The organism is Nocardioides sp. (genome assembly GCF_024509035.1).
GTDB lineage: Bacteria > Actinomycetota > Actinomycetes > Propionibacteriales > Nocardioidaceae > Nocardioides.
Window position 1 is genome coordinate 1 of the sequence record NZ_JANINT010000174.1, and the last position, 4,669, is coordinate 4,669.

Below are 4,669 nucleotides of genomic sequence, written 5' to 3' on the forward strand. Positions count from 1 at the left end.
CCGCCGCAAGGCGCTGCCGCCGCGGGCCGACGTGGTGGGCGCGGCCCGCACCTGGGCCGCGCGTGTCGGCGTCGAGCGGGTGCAGGTCGTGCTCGACCCGTCCCTGGTGGCCGGCCTGGTCGGCGTACGTCGGCCGCTCGCGATCCCGCGCCAGCCGTCGGCCGACGCCGTCGATCTGGCCCGCCGGGTCGGCCAGGTGCTCGGCCTCCTCGCGCTGCCGCCGCGCCGCGAGGCGCTGCTGCGCGACACCCTGCGTCCGCGGCTGCTCGCGATCCCCGGGCCGGCGCTCGTGGTGCCGCCCGAGCACGCCGACTGGGTCCACGCGCGGGCGACGCGGGTGCGCGATGCGCTGCTCCGGGCTGGATACGCTGTCCACGGCGACCCGGACAGCCTGCTGCCCGTCGATCGCACCGGCGTCCCGGAGCCCTCCGACGCCGGAGTCCTGGCGCTCGCCCTGCGCCTCCTGCTGAGGAACGAGTCATGAGCAAGCGGGTCCTGCTGCACGTCGGCACGCCGAAGACCGGCACGTCGTACCTCCAGGACGTCCTCTACCGCAACCGGCGCCGGCTCGCCGCTGCCGACATCCTCTACCCCGCCGACCGGTTCGACGCCCACTTCCTCGCCGCCCTCGATCTGATGCGGCTGCCCTGGGGCGGCCTGGAGGCTGAGGCGATCGGTGCCTGGGACCGGCTCGCCGCCCGGGTGCGGCGCCACCACGGCACCGCGATCATCAGCCACGAGATCCTCGCGACCGCCTCGCGCATGCAGGCCGGTCGCGCGCTGGAGTCGCTCGGCCACGGCAGCGGCACCGAGGTCCACGTCGTGCTCTCGGTGCGCGACCTGGTGCGCCAGATCCCGGCGGAGTGGCAGGAGAACGTCAAGCACCGGCAGGCGCTGACCTACGGGGCGTTCCTCGACCAGATCCAGGACCCCCGCCGCGAGAGCCGGATCGCCACGTGGTTCTGGGGCGTTCAGGAGATCCCCGACATCCTCAACCGGTGGGGCCACGACCTGCCGCCCGAGCGGATCCACCTGGTCACGGTGCCGCCCATGGGTGGTCCGAGCCAGCTGCTGTGGAAGCGCTTCAGCCTCGCGTTCGGTCTCGACGGGCTCGACCTCGACCTCGAGGCGGAGCGCGCCAACCCGTCGCTGGGCGCCCCCGAGACCGCGCTGGTGCGCCGGATCAACCGGGCCGCCAACCGCGAGCTCGCGCCCGCCGACTACCGCCCGCTGGTGCGCGAGCTGCTCGCCCACCAGACGCTCTCGCGGCGCACCCGCTCGCCCCGTCTCGCGCTGCCGCCGGACGTGCACCCGTGGACCCAGGAGCTCACCCAGTCCTGGATCGCGGAGATCGAGCAGCGTGGCTACGACGTCATCGGCGACCTCCACGACCTGCTCGGCGCGCCGCCGGTGGCGCAGTACGCCGACCCCGACCACCCCGCCGAGCGTCAGGTCTCCGCGGCCGCGGTGGACGCGATCAAGGCGCTGCTGCTCGAGGGCGCGCGGCTGCGCCAGTCCGAGCAGCAGCTGCGCGACGAGCTGCGGGAGACCCAGATCGCGCTCGAGCGCTCCTACCTGCGCCCGACGTACCGCCTGCGCGAGAAGCTCGTGCGCCGGCTCCAGACCGGCGCCGTCGGCCGCCGGCTGCTCGCGGGCTACCGGCGGGCGCGGGGACGCAGCTCGCGGTCGGCGTAGCGGCCGATCTTCCACGTCGCGAAGCCGTCGGCCCCCATCCCGAACGCGCCACCGACGACCGGCGTGCGCCGCGCGATCGTGATCGCGAGCCGTTTGCCGGCGACGCGGGTGATCAGGTCGGACGTCACCTCCGCGGAGAGCACCCGGTCGAGCTGCGGGTCGTGCACGGGGGCCGTGGCGATCGCCATCGGCGGCGCGGGGAGCTTGCGCTCCTTGACGAGCTTGTCGACGGCGTCGCCGCCGAGCATGCAGGCCAGCACCGCGTTGCGCACCCGGGCGTCGGCGAGGTCGTAGCCGCGCAGGTGGGCGATGCCGGCGACCATCCGGGCCTGGATCAGTGCGAGGCCGGTGACGTTCGCGGGGATGGTCACCGCCGCGGTCACCACGCCACCGACGCCGGTCAGCAGTCCCTGGGCCCCGGCGTAGCGGACGTGGTTCTCGATCACCTCGTGCACCGCGCGCTTGACGTCGCCGCGCTGCTCGCGCAGCTGCTTGTCCGCGGCCTCGGCCGCGGCGGGGAGCGGACCGACGCCGTGGATCGCCCGGTCGAGCGCCTCGCGGACGAACGATGCCGTGAGGTCGGGCGCCAGGTGCGGCACCCGCGGCGCCAGGTGCTGATGGACCAGGCGTCCGCCGATGCCCTTGCCGCTCATGCGCCCGATCGTACGGACCGCCCGGCTACCGTCGTCCCGTGCCCGTCGAACCCCCGCCGTCGCGCTGGGCCTTCGCCGACCCGGCGGCGTACGACGACGCCGACACCGCCGATCACGCCGATCAGGCCGACGACATGGTGGCGATGGGCGCGGACCTCGAGCCCGGCACGCTGCTGGCCGCCTACCGGCGCGGGCTGTTCCCGATGCCGTCCGGAGGCCGACGCGACCCGGTGGCCTGGTTCTGCCCGGTGCGACGCGGCATCCTGCCGCTCGACGGGCTGCGGGTGTCGCGGTCGCTGCGGCGGGCGTGCCGCGAGGTCGAGCTGCGCGTGGACACGGCGTTCGAGGAGGTCGTGGCGGCGTGCGCCGACCCGCGTCGCCCCGGCGGCTGGATCGACGAGCGGATCCGGCACGCCTACGCGCGCCTCCACGCGCTCGGGTGGGCGCACTCGGTGGAGGCGTGGCGCGGGGACCGACTGGTCGGCGGGCTGTACGGCGTGGCGGTCGGCGGCCTGTTCGCCGGGGAGTCGATGTTCCACCGGGAGCGGGACGCCTCCAAGGTCGCGCTCGTCGGGCTGGTCGACCTGCTGCGCGAGGACGGCGCCGCCGACCGCCTGCTCGACGTGCAGTGGCTGACACCGCACCTGGCCTCGCTCGGGGCGGTGGAGGTCCCGCGGTCGGCGTACCTCCGCGCCCTGGGCCGGGCGCTGCCGTTGCCGATCCCACAGGCGTTCGCCCTGTCCGAAGTCCGTGCTGAGGGTGAAGCATGAAGTGACCGGCGGTGGGAAGGGTGACGCCGACGGACATTCGCAGACGGGAGACGAGACCCCATGGGCAAGACACGAGCAGCACTCACCAGCCTGGCCGGCCTGGCGCTGGCGGCGTCGATGACGGCGTGCGGCGGCAGCGACGACGGCGGCGCCGGCAGCTCGGCGCCGGACAACGCCTCGACCAGCGACTTCTGCGACGGGTTCAACGGGCTGTTCGAGAAGGTGCTCGCGCAAGGCGCCAGCGGTGACTCCTCGGCGATGATCACGGCCCTGAAGGACTGGGCCGGGGACATGGAGGACATCGGCACCCCGAGCGACATGCCCGACGACGCGCGCAACGGCTTCGAGCTGTTCATCGACCAGGCCAAGGACCTCGACGAGGACGCCACGCTCGACGACCTGCAGAACCTCGGCGACGACCTGAGCGAGTCCGACCAGGCCGACGGCGAGGCGTTCGCCGGCTGGACCGAGAAGAACTGCCCGCTCGACCTGCCGAGCATCGACCCCTCGGACCTGCCGAGCATCGACCCCTCGGCGCTCGCGAGCATGGACCCCGACGACATGGAGTCGATGATGTCCGAGCTCGAGGACCAGATGGGCGATCTCACCGAGAGCCCGTAGGCGTCTCGCTACGCCGGCCGCGAGCTCGGCTCAGACGACCTGGGGCGGGCGGCCGGTCTCGCTGACCATCGGCCGGCCGGCCGCCTCCCAGTCGAGCATCCCGCCGTCGAGGTTGACCGCGTCGTGGCCCTGCTGCTGCAACCAGGCGACCGCCTGGGCGGACCGGCCGCCGACCTTGCAGACCACGAGGGTCTGGGCGTCGGGCAGCTCGTCACGACGCAGCGGGAGCAGCGAGAGCGGGATGTGCAGCGCGCCCTCGATGTGGCCGTGCTGCCACTCCTCGGGCTCGCGGACGTCGAGCACCACGAGGCCCTCCGGCAGCGGCTGCGGCACGCCCTCGATCGAGACGGTCGGGACCTGGGTCATCGTGGTGGGCCTTCCGGGTCGGTGCGGGGGTCGGGCGTCCGCCGGCCAGTCTTGCGCACGGCGACAACCCGACGTCCCGGGCGTCCGATGGCGGTGCTCCTCGGCCCTGAGGGCGGTGCTCCTCGGCCCTGAGGGCGGTGCTCCTCGGCCCTTAGAGGGAGGCCAGGCCGTCGGCGATCAGGAGCACGCCGAACGCCGCGAACAGCACGGCGGCGCCGATCTTGATGACGCGCTCGGGGAGCTGGCGGCCCAGCAGGGCGCCGAGCCCGATGGCCAGGGCGTCCGCGACGACCATGCCCAGCGTGGAGCCGAGCCAGGTGCCGAACCAGCCCTCCTGGGTGGCCAGGGTGATCGTGGCCAGCATCGTCTTGTCGCCGAGCTCGGCGAGGAAGAACGCGACACCGACGGCGAGGATCGCTGCGCCCTGGCTGGAGCGGGCCTTGGCCGCCTCCTCCTCGGTGAGCTCGTCGCCGCGCAGCGTCCAGGCGGCGAAGACGAGGAACGCCACCCCGGCGGCGATCGAGATCCAGTGCTGCTGGTCGGCGAACGCGTCGCCGATGAAGT

7 protein-coding genes are annotated in these 4,669 nt (G+C 74.1%); 4 read left to right on the forward strand and 3 right to left on the reverse strand.

Features of this window, described 5'->3' with window-relative positions:
* Together Q0L15_RS13350 and Q0L15_RS13355 are read left to right on the forward strand one after the other, a co-directional pair.
* Positions 1-484, forward strand: a 484-nt coding sequence (locus Q0L15_RS13350; RefSeq protein ID WP_296604937.1) for a hypothetical protein, incomplete at its 5' end; no start/stop codon positions are given.
* Positions 481-1,695, forward strand: a complete 1,215-nt coding sequence (locus Q0L15_RS13355; RefSeq protein WP_296604938.1) for a hypothetical protein — start codon at positions 481-483, stop codon at positions 1,693-1,695. The genes Q0L15_RS13350 and Q0L15_RS13355, both read left to right, overlap by 4 nt.
* On the opposite strand, the gene Q0L15_RS13360 is transcribed toward Q0L15_RS13355, so the two are convergent.
* Positions 1,656-2,348, reverse strand: a complete 693-nt coding sequence (locus tag Q0L15_RS13360; protein ID WP_296604939.1) for an EcsC family protein — start codon at positions 2,346-2,348, stop codon at positions 1,656-1,658. The genes Q0L15_RS13355 and Q0L15_RS13360 overlap by 40 nt on opposite strands.
* A 134-nt stretch (positions 2,349-2,482) precedes the next feature.
* Between Q0L15_RS13360 and aat the strand changes: the two genes are divergently transcribed.
* Positions 2,483-3,118 (forward strand): leucyl/phenylalanyl-tRNA--protein transferase, encoded by a 636-nt coding sequence (aat, locus tag Q0L15_RS13365; RefSeq protein WP_296604943.1) that lies wholly within the window; start codon positions 2,483-2,485, stop codon positions 3,116-3,118.
* 60 nt (positions 3,119-3,178) lie between these two features.
* On the forward strand, positions 3,179-3,739 hold the full coding sequence (locus Q0L15_RS13370) for a hypothetical protein (protein ID WP_296604940.1): 561 nt from the start codon (positions 3,179-3,181) through the stop codon (positions 3,737-3,739).
* A gap of 30 nt (positions 3,740-3,769) precedes the next feature.
* On the opposite strand, the gene Q0L15_RS13375 is transcribed toward Q0L15_RS13370, so the two are convergent.
* A complete protein-coding gene (locus Q0L15_RS13375) occupies positions 3,770-4,105 on the reverse strand; it encodes a rhodanese-like domain-containing protein (protein WP_296604941.1) in 336 nt (111 codons plus the stop codon).
* 151 nt (positions 4,106-4,256) lie between these two features.
* On the reverse strand, positions 4,257-4,669 hold a 413-nt coding region (locus Q0L15_RS13380; RefSeq protein ID WP_296604942.1), incomplete at its 5' end, for a TMEM165/GDT1 family protein.